15 protein-coding genes are annotated in these 14,096 nt (G+C 58.1%); 6 read left to right on the forward strand and 9 right to left on the reverse strand.

The annotated features are described in order from the left end of the window. Positions 1 to 31 precede the first annotated feature (31 nt). On the reverse strand, positions 32 to 823 hold the full coding sequence (locus tag AB3226_RS07690; RefSeq protein ID WP_367372640.1) for a phosphate/phosphite/phosphonate ABC transporter substrate-binding protein: 792 nt from the start codon (positions 821 to 823) through the stop codon (positions 32 to 34). 77 nt (positions 824 to 900) lie between these two features. Beyond that, complete coding sequence (locus AB3226_RS07695; RefSeq protein WP_367372641.1) at positions 901 to 1,842, reverse strand: fatty acid desaturase; 942 nt, start codon at positions 1,840 to 1,842, stop codon at positions 901 to 903. Between the two features lie 340 nt (positions 1,843 to 2,182). Here AB3226_RS07695 and AB3226_RS07700 point away from each other — a divergent pair, with 340 nt between their 5' ends. Beyond that, on the forward strand, positions 2,183 to 2,602 hold the full coding sequence (locus AB3226_RS07700; RefSeq protein WP_367372642.1) for a GNAT family N-acetyltransferase: 420 nt from the start codon (positions 2,183 to 2,185) through the stop codon (positions 2,600 to 2,602). A gap of 125 nt (positions 2,603 to 2,727) precedes the next feature. Here the strand turns inward: AB3226_RS07700 and def are convergent, their stop codons facing one another. The 3 genes from def to AB3226_RS07715 form a co-directional block, all read right to left on the reverse strand. Beyond that, positions 2,728 to 3,267 carry a peptide deformylase gene (gene def, locus AB3226_RS07705; protein WP_008009487.1) on the reverse strand — a complete coding sequence of 180 codons (540 nt, stop codon included), beginning with the start codon at positions 3,265 to 3,267 and terminating at the stop codon, positions 2,728 to 2,730. Then, on the reverse strand, positions 3,264 to 4,208 hold the full coding sequence (locus AB3226_RS07710) for a YihY/virulence factor BrkB family protein (RefSeq protein ID WP_367372643.1): 945 nt from the start codon (positions 4,206 to 4,208) through the stop codon (positions 3,264 to 3,266). The genes def and AB3226_RS07710 overlap by 4 nt, the downstream gene beginning before the upstream one ends. 170 nt (positions 4,209 to 4,378) lie before the next feature. Next, a complete protein-coding gene (locus tag AB3226_RS07715) occupies positions 4,379 to 4,570 on the reverse strand; it encodes a CsbD family protein (RefSeq protein WP_095054313.1) in 192 nt (63 codons plus the stop codon). A gap of 191 nt (positions 4,571 to 4,761) precedes the next feature. Between AB3226_RS07715 and AB3226_RS07720 the strand changes: the two genes are divergently transcribed. Further along, the gene (locus AB3226_RS07720; RefSeq protein WP_095054314.1) at positions 4,762 to 5,139 is read left to right on the forward strand and encodes a hypothetical protein; all 378 of its coding nucleotides are present in this window, start codon (positions 4,762 to 4,764) and stop codon (positions 5,137 to 5,139) included. Positions 5,140 to 5,345: 206 nt separating this feature from the next. Here AB3226_RS07720 and fadD1 read toward each other — a convergent pair whose 3' ends face one another. Continuing rightward, positions 5,346 to 7,046 (reverse strand): long-chain-fatty-acid--CoA ligase FadD1, encoded by a 1,701-nt coding sequence (gene fadD1, locus AB3226_RS07725; RefSeq protein ID WP_367372644.1) that lies wholly within the window; start codon positions 7,044 to 7,046, stop codon positions 5,346 to 5,348. Positions 7,047 to 7,426: 380 nt separating this feature from the next. After that, positions 7,427 to 9,115 (reverse strand): long-chain-fatty-acid--CoA ligase FadD2, encoded by a 1,689-nt coding sequence (gene fadD2, locus AB3226_RS07730; RefSeq protein WP_367372645.1) that lies wholly within the window; start codon positions 9,113 to 9,115, stop codon positions 7,427 to 7,429. Between the two features lie 267 nt (positions 9,116 to 9,382). Here fadD2 and AB3226_RS07735 point away from each other — a divergent pair, with 267 nt between their 5' ends. Beyond that, on the forward strand, positions 9,383 to 10,327 hold the full coding sequence (locus AB3226_RS07735; RefSeq protein ID WP_367372646.1) for a lysophospholipase: 945 nt from the start codon (positions 9,383 to 9,385) through the stop codon (positions 10,325 to 10,327). 42 nt (positions 10,328 to 10,369) lie between these two features. After that, positions 10,370 to 10,840: a MaoC family dehydratase gene (locus tag AB3226_RS07740; protein ID WP_007934748.1), complete on the forward strand. Its 471-nt coding sequence runs from the start codon at positions 10,370 to 10,372 to the stop codon at positions 10,838 to 10,840. Between the two features lie 303 nt (positions 10,841 to 11,143). Here the strand turns inward: AB3226_RS07740 and AB3226_RS07745 are convergent, their stop codons facing one another. Next, positions 11,144 to 11,611: a PA2169 family four-helix-bundle protein gene (locus AB3226_RS07745; RefSeq protein WP_367372647.1), complete on the reverse strand. Its 468-nt coding sequence runs from the start codon at positions 11,609 to 11,611 to the stop codon at positions 11,144 to 11,146. A gap of 204 nt (positions 11,612 to 11,815) precedes the next feature. On the opposite strand from AB3226_RS07745, the gene AB3226_RS07750 reads away from it, so the two are divergent. Together AB3226_RS07750 and AB3226_RS07755 are read left to right on the forward strand one after the other, a co-directional pair. Continuing rightward, a complete protein-coding gene (locus AB3226_RS07750; RefSeq protein ID WP_007949456.1) occupies positions 11,816 to 12,052 on the forward strand; it encodes a DUF3820 family protein in 237 nt (78 codons plus the stop codon). 25 nt (positions 12,053 to 12,077) lie between these two features. After that, positions 12,078 to 13,259, forward strand: coding sequence for an aminotransferase class V-fold PLP-dependent enzyme (locus AB3226_RS07755; protein WP_367372648.1), 1,182 nt, complete (start codon positions 12,078 to 12,080; stop codon positions 13,257 to 13,259). A 2-nt stretch (positions 13,260 to 13,261) separates the two neighbouring features. Here AB3226_RS07755 and AB3226_RS07760 read toward each other — a convergent pair whose 3' ends face one another. Further along, positions 13,262 to 13,987, reverse strand: a complete 726-nt coding sequence (locus tag AB3226_RS07760) for an intradiol ring-cleavage dioxygenase (RefSeq protein ID WP_367372649.1) — start codon at positions 13,985 to 13,987, stop codon at positions 13,262 to 13,264. Positions 13,988 to 14,096: the final 109 nt, after the last annotated feature.

Here is a 14,096-nt window from a genome sequence, read left to right on the forward strand (position 1 = left end):
AACTGTGGGCACAAGTCTCAAGTCTCAAGCCTCATCGCAACCGCCCGTACCCCAGCGCTTCGGCCTCCTGCTGATAATCGAGAATGACTTGATAGTCGCTTTCGGTGGCCGGCAGCACTTCTTGCAGCCCGAGGATTTGCGCGACATCGGGCAACTCACGCAATGACGTGTTCATCACCCGTCGAAGCTGTTCAGCCTGCTCATCGGTGGTACCAGCGGCTGCGATGTAGGGCAACGTCGGGCTGAACGCCGTACGTGCCAACACCCGCAGGCCTTCGACCTCCGCCTGCGCATATTGCGCGAGATAGGCGAAGGTCACGCTGTCGATGGCGGCCAGGTCCGCCAGGTCATCACGCAACCAACGCAGGCTTTCGCGGTGGCTGCCGCTGATGGCGACGGTTGCCAAAAACTCCCCATCGCGCTGCAACGGTGCCAATCGATGGCGCAACAGGTTCATGCCACTGTTGGAGTCTTCACCGTTGATCACACAGCGACTGCCGCGCAAGGCTGACAAGGTTCTTCGAGGATCATCGGCGCGTGTCAGTAACAGGCTGCAATGGTTACCGCCGTTGCTATCCGGAAGTTCGTAACGAGGACGACCGATAACCCGAACTTTACCGCGCAGTTGCGTCATCAGCGGATAGCCGCAGGTCTGGGCCAGCAATAGGTGCGGGGACAGCCAAAGGTCCATCAGCGACAGCCCTTCGGCACTCAAACGGGCATGACCCAAGTGTTCAAGGATGCGCGAGAGCCAGCGCTCACTCGCCGCGCGGATCGGCTCGGGGGCGACGTACATCAGTAATTTCGCGAGGTGTTGAGTCATCAAAATCTTCCAGACAACAAGTAACCCTGTGGGATCGCCGCACCGCCGCTCCCACAGGGTTCAATGGTGACCATGCATCAACTAAACGGATGCCGCGGACTGTCGATGGCCTTCACCCCATACTGACGCACCAACTGAGCATAACCCTGCACCACAAACCCGCCACTGCGCGCCAGCCATTGCTCGCGACGAGCGTGATAGACCCGTGGCAAGTCGTACCAGGACAGGCCCGGCAAGTCGTGATGCACCAGGTGCAGGTTGAGGTTCAGGAACAGCCAGCGCCACGGCCATGCAGCTTCGTTGATGACGGTGCGTTGCTCGGGTTGCACGTGGGGACGGTGTTCATAGTAGGAGCGGATCATCGCAATCGACAGCGCCGGCACGCTGATCAGCAACAGGTAATGCCAGACTGGCAACGCGCTGTAGCGCGCGATGAACGTCAGCATCAACAGCGTCAGCGCGCCGTGGGTCAGCCACATCAACCAGGCTTGGCGCTCACCCGTTTTTAGCCGTTGCAGCTCTTCCCGGGCCAGCGCCAGCAAGGCCAGTGGCGCACCGAGGACAAAGCGCCCGAACACGGTTTTGTTCAGCCAGTGCAGGCTCTGTTCGAACAACGAACTACGTTGCCACTGTTCAGCGCTCAGGTAACGGCTTTCCGGATCGCGACCGGGGAGGGTCAGGTCCTCGTCGCGGTGATGCCGCAAATGACTGTCGCGGTACAGGGTGTAGGGATACCAGACCGCGAATGGCGCATAGCCGAGGGCTTTGTTCAGCGTTTGCCAACGGGTGGGATGGCCGTGCAGCAATTCGTGCTGCACCGACAACCACAAAACCAACAGTGGAATCAGCAACAACGTGCTCCACCACAAACCCAATCGGTCACTGCCCAGAACAATGGTGAACCAGCCGACGTATACGCCGACCAACAGCAGCCAGGTCGGCCACTCGGTGCGAGCGGTCAGGCGTTGGCGCAGGGTTTCGATTTCTTCACGATGGACAGCGTCAAAGTAATGGGGCATGGCTTTGCTCAGAATGGGAACCTATCCCTCTCTGTGCAACGGCACCGGGGTTTCTTGCAGATTGTCTGGTTATTTCGATAGACGTAAAAAGCAGGAGCCCGAGGACTCGGGCTCCGTTGACGCGGGATCAGTGACCGAACACACCCACCTTCTTGGCCTTCTTGTCCGAACGTTTTTCATCGGCGGTTTTCGCCGGCTTCTTCTTTGCCGCTTTCTTTGAATCCATGCCTTTGGACATGATACGTACTCCACTCATAGGGGATGTGAGATCAGGTATACACCTATCCCTGAGCCGGCGTTCTTTTATAATCACCCGCTTTGCACACTGACAGTCCAGGCCATGCCCAACACCCAGTACACCTTGCTCGACGAGCCGCTATGGCCGTTGATGAACAAATTTTACCGCGCCCACCAATCGTCGATGAAAGCTGTCCGCGACGCTCGGCTGTGGGTGGCAAAACGCGATGAAATCATTGCGGCGTTATGTTTGCGGCCAGTGGCCGGCGGGCATTGGCTGACCGGGCTGTTCGTCGACCCGCGCTGTCGCGAGCAAGGGATCGCCGCGACGTTGATCGCCCACGCTGTCAAGCATCTCGAAGAGCCGGTCTGGCTGTTCTGTCATCCGGATTTACGTGGCTTTTATGAGCATCGCGGCTTTACGTTCGACCCGCCCCTGCCCTACGCGATGGCTGAACGGTTGAGCCGTTATGCGCGCAGCAAACCGATGATTGCCATGGGGCTGGAACCGCGTGCGGCCTGAACAGTGGAGATACCTGTGGGAGCGGGCTTGCCCGCGATGAGGCCGGCACATTCAACATGAATGTTGTCAGACAGATTGCTATCGCGGGCAAGCCCGCTCCCACAGGTTCGGCGGTGTCTGACAGGTTAATCGTCCGCCGCTGGATCGAGATCCGGGAACATCACCTCGGTAAACCCGAACTTACTGAAATCACTGATACGCGACGGGTATAAACGGCCGATCAGGTGATCGCATTCATGCTGCACCACCCGCGCGTGAAATCCCGAGGCGATGCGCACGATCGGCTCGCCCTTGGGATCGAAACCTTCATAGCGAATCTGCTGATAACGATCCACCGCCCCGCGCAGGCCCGGCACCGACAGGCAGCCTTCGAAACCCTCTTCGAGGGTCGGGCTCAATGGCGTGATCAACGGATTGATCAGAATCGTCTGCGGCACCGCTTCGGCGTCCGGATAGCGTTCGCTGTGTTCAAAACCAAAGATCACCAGTTGCAGGTCGACACCGATCTGCGGCGCAGCCAGGCCAACCCCGCCGACGCTTTCCATGGTCTGGAACATGTCGTCGATCAGCTGCCACAACTCTGGGCTGTCGAACATTTCTGCCGGCACCGGTGGGGCAATACGCAGCAGGCGCTCATCGCCCATTTTCAGAATTTCACGGATCATTTTATGGCTTCGTCAGTGGTCGGCTTGATTGAGTGGTCCCGTCCCAGTCCCGAAACGTGGTGTTTGGGTTCTTCGGGCACGTTTTCGCCGTGTTTCTTGTTTTCGGATGACATGTGCTCGATCACCGCGTTCATTTCCGCGCCGAGCAACAACACTGCGGCGGAAATATAGAAGTACAGCAGCAACACGATGATCGCGCCGATACTGCCATACATGGCGTTGTAGTTGGCGAAGGTTTTGACGTAGAGACCGAAGCCCAGCGAAGCGATGATCCAGACCACCACGGACAACACCGCACCCGGGGTGATAAAGCGAAACTCTTGTTTGACGTCGGGCATGACGTAGTAAATCAGCGCCACCGCCATCATCAGCAGAATCACCACCACCGGCCAGCGAACGATGGTCCAGACAGTCACGATGAAATCTTCAAGGCCGACTTGCGCGGCGATCCAGCCCATCACCTGCGGCCCGAGTACCATCAGCGCGGCGGCCATCAGCAACATGCCGGCGATGCCGATGGTGTAGAAAATCGACAGCGGAAAGCGTTTCCAGACTGGACGACGTTCGACCACGTCGTACGCGGCATTCATCGCGCTCATCATTAGCCGCACACCGGCGGATGCGGTCCACAGGGCGATCACGATACCTACCGACAGCAGCCCCCCTTTGGATTGCTGGAGCTGGTCGATCACCGGGTTCACCTGCTCCAGCGCCTGGGGCGGCAAAACCAGTTCTGATTGCAGGCGCAGCCAGGAGAAGAAGTCCGGCAAATGCAGGAAGCCAATCAGGGCGATCAGGAACAGGATGAAAGGGAACAGCGAGAACAGCATTTGATAGGCCAGTGCCGAGGCATAGGTCGACATCTCGTCGTCGACGAACTCGGTGACCGTGCGCATCATCACCCGATGCAGGGGCAAACCTTTCATGGTCGGAAAAAACATTAGCGTCTCCTTTCGCCGCAAAAAGGTTGAAGTCATGGCGACTCAAGGGCCGTTTTCTACAACAAAGTAGCCTACTTGGCGACTTTGAAACAATTTCCTTACTCAAGTTCAAGCTGACACAGAAACGGCCATCCGTGGATGGCCGTTTCTATTACTCGTCAAAGTCCGGATTACGCCTTGTCGATGCCTTTTTTAAGAGCATCCTTGGCTTTGCCGATCGCTTGCTGGGTTTCGCCTTTCCTCTCCTGCGCCACGCCTTCGGAGCGCAGTCTTTCGTTGCCGGTGGCCTTGCCGACGCCTTGCTTGACGTTGCCGGCCGCTTCGTTTGCCATACCTTTAACTTTATCGCCGGTGCTGCTCATGGCATTTCTCCTGTGAACATTTCAACGGGGAAAATGGTTACACAAGGGTTGACCGGGGGCCTTTACGCGGAGTTTCATTTATTTATTAACCGGACATTTCGCAGATCAGGCTTTATGTTTACAGGCTTTGCCCCGAGAATGCGCAACGTATTCAGGCCATGGCGCTGAAGATCCAATCCCGTAGGAACGTTATGAAACTCGATAAAAAACTGGCCATTGCCCGCAGAAATCAGGAACTCGGCGGTGCAGTGCTTGGCGTCAACAACTGCCATTTCACCGAATTGAACCGCAACCGCAATATCTTCTGGTTCGATATTCCGGTCGCGCGCCTGGCCGTTGGTCAGTACGAATGGATTCACTTGCTGATGCACACCCCGGATACCGACGAACTGCTGCACCTGAAAGTGCCGACGGTGTTCCTGCGCGAGAAACTCGAAGGCCTGGTGGTGCGCAACCAAGGCAAGCGCAAGGCAGCCCTGAGCCTGGAACTGAGCGCCGACAAGGACTCCTACCTGCAGGACATGCGCCCGGCAGGTACCAACGTTGATTTCGCGCAGTTCCGGCAGTAACCACCCGTCTGTACTGAGAACTATTGTGGCGAGGGAGCTTGCTCCCGCTGGGGTGCGCAGCGCCCCCAAATCAGGCACCTCGATTCACCTGATGACAGCGTTTACGACTGCTGCGCAGCCGAACGGGAGCAAGCTCCCTCGCCACAAAAGCGCTCTTGATACCTCTTTAAACAAAAAGCCCCGCATCTGCGGGGCTTTTTGTTTGACTAGGCGCTGACTTTCTTCACGCCCAGTTTCTTCAGCTCTTCGTCGCGCAGTTCGCGTCGCAGGATCTTGCCGACGTTGGTGGTCGGCAGCGCGTCGCGGAACTCCACGGCTTTGGGCACTTTGTAGCCGGTGACGTTGGCGCGCATGTGCTCCATCACCTGCTCCTTGGTCAGGGTCACGCCCGGTTTGGCGACGATGAAAATCTTGATCGCCTCCCCCGACTTCTCGTCCGGCACTCCGATGGCCGCGCATTGCAGCACGCCCGGCAGGGTCGTCAGCACGTCTTCAAGCTCATTGGGGTACACGTTGAAACCGGAGACCAGGATCATGTCTTTCTTGCGATCGACAATGCGCATGTAACCGTCAGGCTGGATCAGCGCGATGTCACCGGTCTTCAACCAGCCTTCGCTGTCGAGTATTTCATCGGTGGCGTCCTGACGCTGCCAGTAGCCCTTCATGACTTGCGGACCTTTCACACACAGTTCACCGATGGCGCCCAACGGCTGTTCAACACCGGCATCGTCGATGACTTTGCACAGAGTCGAAGGCACTGGAATACCAATGGTGCCGATCTGGATGTTCTGGCTCGGGTTCACCGTAGCCACCGGGCTGGTTTCGGTCATGCCGTAACCTTCGCAGATCGGGCAACCGGTGACCGCTTTCCAGCGTTCGGCCGCAGCCAGTTGCAAGGCCATGCCGCCGGACAAGGTGATTTTCAGACTGGAGAAATCCAGCTTGCGGAACGCTTCGTTATTGCACAGCGCAACGAACAGCGTGTTAAGGCCGACGAAACCGCTGAACTTCCACTTCGACAGTTCCTTGACCATCGCCGTCAGGTCGCGCGGGTTGCTGATCAGGATGTTGTGGTTGCCGATCAGCATCATCGCCATGCAATGAAAGGTGAACGCATAGATGTGGTACAGCGGCAGCGGGGTGATCAGGATTTCGCAACCTTCGTTGAGGTTGGAGCCCATCAGCGCCTTGCACTGCAGCATGTTCGCCACCAGATTGCGGTGGGTCAGCATCGCGCCCTTGGCCACGCCGGTGGTGCCGCCGGTGTATTGCAGCACGGCAACGTCGCTGCTGGCCGGGTTGGCTTCAGCCACTGGCTGGCCATGGCCCTTGCTCAGCACGTCATTGAATTTGATGGCCTTGGGCAAGTGATACGCCGGGACCATCTTCTTCACGTACTTGATGACACTGTTGACCAGCAGGCGCTTGAGCGGCGGCAGCAGGTCGGCCACTTCAGTGACGATTACGTGCTTGACGCCGGTTTTCGGCACCACGGTCTCGGCCAGATGCGCCATGTTGGCCAGGCAGACCAGGGCTTTGGCACCGGAGTCGTTGAATTGGTGTTCCATTTCCCGCGCGGTGTACAGCGGGTTGGTATTGACCACGATCAGCCCGGCGCGGATCGCACCGAAAACGGCGACCGGGTACTGCAACACGTTGGGCAATTGCACGGCGATTCGATCGCCTGGCTGCAAATCGGTATGCTGTTGCAGGTAAGCAGCAAAGGCACCCGACAACTCGTACAGTTCACCGTAGGTGATTGTCTTGCCCAGGTTGCTGAATGCCGGTTTGTCAGCGAAGCGTTGGCAGGATTGCTTCAACACTGCCTGAATATTCGGATACTCGTCTGGATTGATCTCGGCAGCAATTCCAGCTGGGTACTTATCCTTCCAAAAGTCTTCGATCATGGAAGCCCACTCCTCAGCAACGCGAATTCAAATACCGCATTTGATGCGATTATTATTGATGTTTGATTATTGGTGAGTCTGGCTTTTACAAGGCCGAGAAGTCACAAAACGCGCCGAGAGTAGCAGCTTTGCCAAGGGCCGACTAGAGCCTAAAACAGCCTTCACGGTCACTTTAATGACTCAAGACAAACAAACGGTCATTTTAGAGCAAAAATTCTATAAGACCTTGGAAGCCCCGTATTTTGGACCTCTTCCCTCAAAAGCATCGCGGGCAAGCCCGCTCCCACAAGGTCCGCGTCGTACACATTCTTTGTGCACAACACTAAACCTGTGGGAGCGTGGCTTGCCCGCGAACCGTGCGAAGCGCGGCCATTCAACGATCAGGCGATCTCACGCAACTCCCGCCGCAGAATCTTGCCCACCGGCGTCATCGGCAACGACTCACGCAAGACGATGTGCTTGGGTACTTTGTACGCCGTGAAGTTTTCTTTGCAGTACGCCTTCAACTCTTCAAGGCTGACTCCGGATTCACGGGCCACCACAAACAACTTCACCGCCTCCCCCGAACGCTCGTCCGGCACGCCGATCACCGCGCAGTTGGCGACTTTCGGGTGGGCCATCACCACGTCTTCGATCTCGTTGGGGTACACGTTGAAGCCCGAAACGATGATCATGTCTTTTTTACGATCGACGATGCGCACGAAACCGTCCGGGTCGATCACCGCGATGTCGCCCGACTTGAACCAGCCGTCGGCGTCCAGCACTTCGGCGGTGGCTTCGGGCTTCTGCCAGTAGCCCTTCATGATCTGCGGGCCCTTGATGCACAGTTCGCCACGCTCGCCCAGCGGCTGCTCGACGCCTTCATCGTTGATCACTTTCAGGGTGGTGCCCGGCACTGGCAGGCCGACCGTGCCGATGCGCGACTTGTCGCCGTAAGGGTTGGTACAGGCCACTGGCGAGGTTTCGGTCAGGCCGTAACCTTCAGTGATCCGGCAACCGGTGAGCTGTTCCCAGCGCTCGGCCGTGGCCTTGACCAGCGCCGTGCCACCAGAGTTGGTGAGTTTGAGGCTGGAGAAATCCAGGGTCTTGAAGTCGGGATGATCCATCAGCGCGACGAACAGCGTGTTGAGCCCCAGCAGCATCGAGAACCGCCAGTTCTTCAGTTCCTTGATGAAGGCGCCAATGTCCCGTGGATTGGTGATCAGCACGTTGTGGTTGCCGGTCACCATCATGCACATGCAGTTCGCCGTGAATGCATAGATATGGTAAAGCGGCAGCGGCGCGATCATCACTTCCTGGCCCTCGCGCAGCAGCGGCTGACCGTCAGCGCCGAATTGTCCCAGACAGGCCCGCGCCTGTTGCATGTTTGCCACCAGGTTGCCGTGAGTCAACATGGCGCCCTTGGCCAGCCCGGTGGTGCCGCCGGTGTATTGCAGCACAGCAATGTCGTCGAGGCCGACGTTCAGCGGTTTGATGCCCAGACCTCGACCCAGACGCAGCGCGCTCTTGAAGGAAATCGCCTGCGGCAAGGAATAGTCCGGGACCATCTTCTTGACTTTGCTCACCAGGGTATTGACCAGCCAGCCCTTGGCGGTGGGCATCAAGTCGCCCATCTTCGCTTCGATCAGGTACTGAATGTCGGTGTCGGGCAGCACTTCCTGGACCTTCTGTCCGAACACGTTCAGATAGACCAGCGCCCGGGCACCGGAGTCCTTGAACTGATGACGCATCTCCCGCGCGGTGTACAAGGGGTTGGTATTGACCACGATCAGCCCGGCGCGCAAGGCACCGAACACGGCAATCGGGTAATGCAGGACGTTGGGCATCTGCACCGCAATGCGATCCCCCGGCACCAGGTCGGTGTGGGCTTGCAGGTACCCGGCAAACGCGGCGCTGTAGCGTTCCAGTTCGGCGTAGGTCAGGGTCACGCCCATGTTGCTGAACGCCGGGCGGTCGGCAAATTTCTTGCAGGAACGCTCGAACACCTCGATCACCGACTTATAGGCCCCAAGATCAATATCCAGGGGCACGCCGGCCGGGCGTTTGTCATTCCAGAAATCAGGTTGCATTATTTTTGTCCTCTTTACCTGAGCCATCCGGGGCCGCTTTTCTGTTCTTCTCTCTCATTCCATAAAAAGCAGGAAGCGAAAAACGGTGCTTCTCGGACACTAGCAGCTATGGTGATTCAGGCAAATATGCGCACGGGCGTCATAGATCGCGTGAATCTTGCTGCCCCGCCGTGGCCTGATCAGACGGTCGGCGACGGATGCGCTATACAATGCATCGAGGCTGTTTCCCACCCGGCAGCCCTGCTTGCCCAACGCAAAGGAATCGCCATGATCCACGACACTTTCTGGCTGACCGCGAGTGACCGCAGCCGCCTCTTCGTCAACCAGTGGCTGCCGTCCGCGCCGCTCAAGGCGGTGATCTTGCTGGCCCACGGCATGGCAGAACACGGCGGTCGCTACGCCCGTCTGGCGCAAGCATGCTGTGATCAGGATTACGGCGTTTATGCGCCGGACCTGCGTGGACATGGCAAATCCGCCGAAAACGGTACGCTGGGCCATTTCGCCGACAATGAGGGTTGGTGCAAAGTGGTCGGCGACCTGGCCAGCCTTAACCAACATATCGGCCAACAGCATCCCGGCGTTCCGATCGTGTTGCTGGGCCACAGTATGGGCAGCTACATCGCCCAGGCTTATTTGCTGCACCACAGCGCCAGCTTGCACGGGGCGATTCTCAGCGGCTCGAACTTCCAGCCCGTGGCGCTCTATCGCGCAGCGCGACAGATTGCTCGCCTCGAACGACTGCGCCAAGGGCCCAGGGGGCGGAGCGCGCTGATCGAGTGGCTGTCGTTTGGCTCATTCAACAAGAAATTCAAACCGGCGCGCACACCGTTCGACTGGCTGAGCCGCGACCCGGCCGAAGTCGACAAATACGCCAACGACCCGCTCTGCGGCTTTCGCTGCACCAATCAACTGTGGATCGATTTGCTCGGCGGCTTGCAGCAAATTAGCAAAGCGTCCAATCTCGCCCAGATCGATCCGGGCCTGCCGCTGCTGATAATTGGCGGTGAATGTGATCCGGTGAGCGAAGGCAAACGTCTGAAAGATCTGGCCCACGCCCTGCGCGACGCTGGCTGCCAGAGCCTGCAGCTGACTGTTTACCCGCAGGCCCGGCATGAACTGTTTAACGAGAGCAACCGCGACGAAGTGACTGCCGATGTGCTGAACTGGATCGCCCAGGCCTTGAGCAACCGTCGGCCACTCAGGGCCGAGTAGTTTTTTGTGGATTTATTTAATTCGTCACAGGAATCGAGACAGATGACCCAGGTTACCAACACCCCTTACGAAGCCCTCGAAATCGGCCAGACCGCCAGCTACAGCAAGACTGTCGAGGAGCGTGACATTCAGTTGTTCGCCGCGATGTCTGGCGATCACAACCCGGTGCACCTGGACGCCGAATTCGCCGCCGCCAGCATGTTCAAGGAGCGTATCGCCCACGGCATGTTCAGCGGCGCGTTGATCAGCGCGGCGGTGGCTTGCGAGTTGCCTGGGCCGGGGACTATTTATATCGGTCAGACGATGAGCTTTCAGAAACCGGTGAAAATTGGCGACACACTGACTGTGCGTCTGGAAATTCTCGAGAAACTGCCGAAGTTTCGTGTGCGCATCGCCACTCGGGTGTTCAACCAGCGCGATGAGTTGGTGGTGGATGGCGAGGCGGAGATTCTGGCGCCGCGCAAGCAACAGACCGTGACGTTGCCGACGTTGCCAGCGATCAGCATCGGCTGATTTACCGCTCCATCTGCGGCCTGGATGGCCTTCTGCGGCCAGGGGACTTGCCTGTGGCGAGGGAGCTTGCTCCCGTTCGGCTGCGCAGCAGTCGTAAAAGCTGCCACCGCGCCTGATCAGGTGAGTCGAGGTGCCCGATTGGGGGCGCTGCGCACCCCAGCGGGAGCAAGCTCCCTCGCCACAGTGAAATGCAGCGTTATTGTTCTCCTTCCTGCGCCTGCAGTCGTTCGGCATGAAAGATCCTACAATCCCGAACATAAAAAACGCCAGACTCGCTGGCGTTTTTGACAGATTAACGAACGCTTATGAGCGTGCGCGAGCCTGGTTACGCAGGGCTTTCACCTGATCGTGGTTGCGTTGTACGCCGTGATACTGGCGTTCAACGATGTCACGAATGCTCACCAGATTGTCCTTGTTGATTTTTTCCAGTGCGTCCTTGTAAGCCTTCAGCGCGTGGTCTTCACCGCGTTCGGCTTCGTTCAGCACTGCCTCTTCATCCTTGCCGGTGAACATCGCCTTCACGTCGACCCAGCGACGGTGCAAATCGCCGCTGACGCTGGTGGAGGTTTCCGGATCACCGCCCAGGGAACGCACAGTGGCCTGCAGTTCGGCAGCGGCAGCAGCGCAGTCGGCGGAGCGCTGAATGAACAGGTTTTTGAGTTCTGGATGTTTGATGTCTTCAGCGCAAGTCTTGAACCCTTCCTGACCGTCTTTACTGGTTTCAATCAGGTCGTTGAGTACAGAGATCGCGTCTTTATTAATGTCGGTCATTTTTCAATTCCTTGCGGTTGATGAAAGATGCAATTAGTAGTTGCACCCTGCATGCCAGCTTTGAATTGACGTCTTTTTACCTATATTTCAATAAGTTAGTGTTTAAGGTGAAATCTGTATCCGCTTTTTTTGCATGATCTGTCATTTGGCCTGCATGCAGAATGCCTGTATTTTCCAGACTGTTTTGAATCAAGACGACTGATGATGAATCCCGAAAAGCTCGAACTGCTGATTACCCGCGAAATGCCCTTCGGCAAATACAAGGGCCGCATCATTGCTGACCTGCCCGGCCAGTACCTGAACTGGTTCGCTCGCGAAGGTTTCCCTCACGGTGAACTGGGCGGTTTGCTGGCCTTGATGCAGGAGATCGACCACAACGGCTTGTCGGAGCTGCTTGAACCGCTGCGCGCCAAACATGGCAAACCAGCCCCTCGCCACTGATCCGCCTGATTTCACCGAGTAGCTCATGCCCGATAACACCCGCCGTTCCCGCGATGAAGCCTTTTGGCAGACCTTTGCCGACCGCTATGCTGTCGAACCGGGCCCCCTGAACCTGGAGAACGGCTACTTCGGGCGCATGTCGCGCACCGTGGTCGAGGAGTATCAGCGCAACATCGAACTCATCAACCGTGGCAACTCGGTGCACGTGCGCCAGCGCTTCGAACAAGGCGAAAGCGTCAAGATTCGTGGGCAATTAGCCGAGCTGATCGGTGCCCCCGCCGAAGCCGTCGCCCTCACCCGCAACGCCTCGGATGGCCTGCAATCGCTGATCCGCAACTACAACCGCCTGGAGCCGGGCGATCAGGTGCTGATATGCGATCTGGAGCACGACACGGTCAAGGGCGCGATGCGTTGGCCGGAGCGCTATCGAGGCGTGGAAGTGATCGAGATCGAACACCGCCACCCCGCCAGTTTCGACAGTTTACTCACCTCTTACCGCGAAGCTTTCGTGCGTTATCCGCGACTGAAGCTGATGGCCCTGACCCACGTCACCCATCGCACCGGACTGGTCATGCCGGTACAGGCGATTGCCGTTGCCGCCAGGGAACACGGCATCGACGTGATCCTCGACGGCGCCCATGCTCTCGGCCAGATCGAGTTCAATCTCGATGCGCTGGGCATCGCCTTTGCCGGCTACAACCTGCAGAAATGGATCGGTGCGCCGCTGAGCCTCGGCTTCATTTACATCGCACCCGAACGCCTGGCTGATATCGATCCGGACATGGGCGAAATGCATTTCCCGGTCACTGACATTCGTGCCCGTGCGCCGCATGGCACCCCGAACATCCCGGCCCTGCTCACCCTGCCGCTAGTGTTCGAAGAACATCACGCGATGGGCGGTTCTATCGCCAAGGGCACGCGGCTCCATTACCTGCGCAACCGATGGGTCGATGCCGTTCGGGGGTTACCGGGAATCGAAGTCATGACCCCGAATGACCCGCGCCTGTATTGCGGCATCACCTCGATGCGCTTTACCCGGCATGCCGATCAGCAGGTGATGGTCGAGCAACTGCTCAACGACTACAACCTGTTTACCGTGGCACGCAGCGGTGCGGCATGTGGCCCGTGCATCCGCATTACGCCGGGGCTCACCACCACCGCAGCCGACATGGATCTGCTGGCCCGGGCGCTGACTGAATTGCGCTGACGTCACACGGTGTATTTGTCGAAGTCCTCGGGCTTGATTTGCGATGACAACGCAAACGTGTCGACACCGATGGTCATGTGGCCGAAAAAGCCGTCTTCGTTCGAGTCTCGAGCAATGGTATGGACATTCAAGGTCGAGGCCTCACCCCCCATGCCCTGATAGAACTCATCCTGCTCGTTGTTCAGCGCGCAGGTGCCGCGCCCACGGTACTCGCGGGCATTGAGTACCGCCCGCGAGGCCACCTCGGGAAAGTACAGCTGGCCGACCCAGGCGACATGCCGCTCTTCCAGGTAGTTGTTGCCGGCTGTGATTCGTACCGCCACATGAATATGCAGGGCGCGGCCGGCATAAAATCCCGGGTAGATGGTGGTAAATCGCACCACACCCCAGTGATCGGTAAATTGCCCGCCACGCAGATAGGTATCGTCATCGGTACGCGGGATCGAACCGATGGCATCGACGTCGACTTCCTTGTCCGGGTCGACCTTGCTCCAGCCCGAATACGCCCCCCGCGCGTTGCAATGCCAGATATCGACCAACGCCCCCGTGACTGGTTGACCGGTCATGGCATCGACGATCGTCAGCCGCAGCACAAGGGGAACGCCGTCCATGCCTTCGCTGATGTTTCGTCTGATCAGTTTCGGGTTTCGAAAATACGGGCCGGCGATCTGTTCGGGTGACAGTTGGCAAGCCGGAGGTGGGGGTGTAATTGCAGTGTTGTCTTCCATGACGTTCTCTCTTCCTAAGATGAACGCAGGTTAACGCTGGACGAGCGGCGAGATGCGGTAACTATGTATCGCATGATGTCCTGTAGGAGCGAGCGGTGCGGCGATCCGA

The sequence above is a fragment of the Pseudomonas lini genome (assembly GCF_964063345.1).
GTDB lineage: Bacteria > Pseudomonadota > Gammaproteobacteria > Pseudomonadales > Pseudomonadaceae > Aquipseudomonas > Aquipseudomonas lini_B.

Bases quoted from the DNA above. Each gene is read 5' to 3' on its own strand.
- AB3226_RS07700 (WP_367372642.1), top strand. From the start codon at position 2,183: ATGCCCAACACCCAGTACACCTTGCTCGACGAGCCGCTATGGCCGTTG.
- AB3226_RS07695 (WP_367372641.1), bottom strand. From the start codon at position 1,842: ATGCCCCATTACTTTGACGCTGTCCATCGTGAAGAAATCGAAACCCTG.
- AB3226_RS07750 (WP_007949456.1), top strand. From the start codon at position 11,816: ATGAATCCCGAAAAGCTCGAACTGCTGATTACCCGCGAAATGCCCTTC.
- AB3226_RS07760 (WP_367372649.1), bottom strand. From the start codon at position 13,987: ATGGAAGACAACACTGCAATTACACCCCCACCTCCGGCTTGCCAACTG.
- def (WP_008009487.1), bottom strand. From the start codon at position 3,267: ATGATCCGTGAAATTCTGAAAATGGGCGATGAGCGCCTGCTGCGTATT.
- AB3226_RS07715 (WP_095054313.1), bottom strand. From the start codon at position 4,570: ATGAGCAGCACCGGCGATAAAGTTAAAGGTATGGCAAACGAAGCGGCC.
- AB3226_RS07710 (WP_367372643.1), bottom strand. From the start codon at position 4,208: ATGTTTTTTCCGACCATGAAAGGTTTGCCCCTGCATCGGGTGATGATG.
- AB3226_RS07690 (WP_367372640.1), bottom strand. From the start codon at position 823: ATGACTCAACACCTCGCGAAATTACTGATGTACGTCGCCCCCGAGCCG.
- fadD2 (WP_367372645.1), bottom strand. From the start codon at position 9,115: ATGCAACCTGATTTCTGGAATGACAAACGCCCGGCCGGCGTGCCCCTG.
- AB3226_RS07735 (WP_367372646.1), top strand. From the start codon at position 9,383: ATGATCCACGACACTTTCTGGCTGACCGCGAGTGACCGCAGCCGCCTC.
- AB3226_RS07720 (WP_095054314.1), top strand. From the start codon at position 4,762: ATGAAACTCGATAAAAAACTGGCCATTGCCCGCAGAAATCAGGAACTC.
- AB3226_RS07745 (WP_367372647.1), bottom strand. From the start codon at position 11,611: ATGACCGACATTAATAAAGACGCGATCTCTGTACTCAACGACCTGATT.
- AB3226_RS07740 (WP_007934748.1), top strand. From the start codon at position 10,370: ATGACCCAGGTTACCAACACCCCTTACGAAGCCCTCGAAATCGGCCAG.
- fadD1 (WP_367372644.1), bottom strand. From the start codon at position 7,046: ATGATCGAAGACTTTTGGAAGGATAAGTACCCAGCTGGAATTGCTGCC.
- AB3226_RS07755 (WP_367372648.1), top strand. From the start codon at position 12,078: ATGCCCGATAACACCCGCCGTTCCCGCGATGAAGCCTTTTGGCAGACC.